This is a genomic window from Nonomuraea sp. NPDC047529, from assembly GCF_040642995.1.
Lineage (GTDB): Bacteria > Actinomycetota > Actinomycetes > Streptosporangiales > Streptosporangiaceae > Nonomuraea.
This window is the reverse complement of sequence record NZ_JBEYTJ010000041.1, coordinates 1-819: the sequence shown is the minus strand read 5'-3', so window position 1 is coordinate 819 and position 819 is coordinate 1. Positions and strand designations below refer to the sequence as shown.

General features: G+C 67.9%; 1 protein-coding gene. It reads right to left on the bottom strand.

Going from position 1 to position 819, the window contains the following annotated elements; translation table 11 throughout:
* Positions 1-114: 114 nt before the first annotated feature.
* Positions 115-459, bottom strand: a complete 345-nt coding sequence (locus ABZ815_RS42315) for a hypothetical protein (protein ID WP_357707122.1) — start codon at positions 457-459, stop codon at positions 115-117.
* Positions 460-819 lie beyond the last annotated feature (360 nt).

Here is an 819-nt window from a genome sequence, read left to right as displayed (position 1 = left end):
GTTCCTGACGGTGGTCAGGAACGACAACGCCACGACGAACGACGCGACCTCCGCCGAGGCGGACATGACGATCTCGATCTCGGCTGACCTGCGGAGCGACGACGGCGCCACTATCTACGAGGGGCCGCTGACCGAGGTCGTGATCGGGCGGGTCGAGGTCAACTGCGTCCCCAACCAGCCCACCCCGACGCCCACGATCACGCCCACGGTGACCCCGACGCCCACGCCTACCGTGACACCCACACCCACCGTGACACCGACCGTGACGCCGACACCCACCGTGACACCCACCGTGACGCCCACACCTACGGTGACTCCGACCGTGACGCCGACACCCACCGTGACACCGACCGTAACGCCCACACCTACGGTGACTCCGACCGTGACGCCGACACCCACCGTGACACCCACCGTGACGCCCACACCTACGGTGACTCCGACGCCCAGCCCGACGCCCACCCATGACTGCACTCACCGGCCGCACAAGCCACACAAGCCGAGCTACTGGCCCCCTTGCGGGTGGCCGCATGATCCGCACCACCATGGCGGCCCGAGCGGCCATCAATGGCCCGCCGACCACGACGACGAGTTCGGCCTTGCGCCCGAAGACGCCTGGATGACCCACAAGTCGCCGCTCACCGGCCTGCCGATGTGGATGCCCGCAACGGCCGCCTCAGGGTGGCTCCTGATGGACCCCGCTCTGCAGTGGATGCTCCTCTGCCGTTAAGAGCCTGCTGACGAAGGGCTTTGGTGTTCCGCGGGGAGGGTCAGGAGAGCGCCGGGGTGTGGTCATGAGTGGGTAGTTGACCCGTAAGCAGG